The sequence below is a fragment of the Vibrio sp. 1402 genome (assembly GCF_033340275.1).
On sequence record NZ_JAWOWE010000729.1, the window covers coordinates 1 to 513 of the forward strand.

The 513-nt window shown below is 48.9% G+C and carries 1 protein-coding gene; it reads left to right on the plus strand.

Translation table 11 applies throughout. The features are described from left to right. Positions 1-89: 89 nt before the first annotated feature. On the plus strand, positions 90-513 hold a 424-nt coding region (locus R7044_RS28170), incomplete at its 3' end, for a radical SAM protein (protein ID WP_263857082.1).

Here is a 513-nt window from a genome sequence, read left to right on the forward strand (position 1 = left end):
AGCAGTTGTCTCACCGCGGCAAAGCACTGAAGTCACTGTTTGCTCAGTTATCAGCGCAAACCGCACAGTAAGATCGAGTGAACTTGTCCATGTTAACGCCCCCAGCACTCAGCTTGTATGTACACATCCCATGGTGTGTACAAAAGTGCCCTTATTGCGACTTTAACTCCCATGCGCTTAAAGCGGAGATCCCAGAAGAAGAGTACATCAGTGCCCTTCTAGAAGATCTGGATACCGATATTGATAAGTACCGCTTAAATGACGTACCGCGTCCGCTGCATTCCATCTTCATTGGCGGTGGTACGCCAAGTTTGATTTCTGCAAAAGGCATTGAGCGTTTGCTAAAAGGCATCGAAGCGCGAATTCCATTCAAGCCAGACATTGAAATCACTATGGAAGCAAACCCTGGCACCATCGAAGCAGAGCGTTTCGTGGGTTATCGTAAAGCGGGGGTCACGCGAATTTCCATCGGAGTTCAAAGCTTTGAGCAGGAGAAGTTGGAGCGTCTAGGGC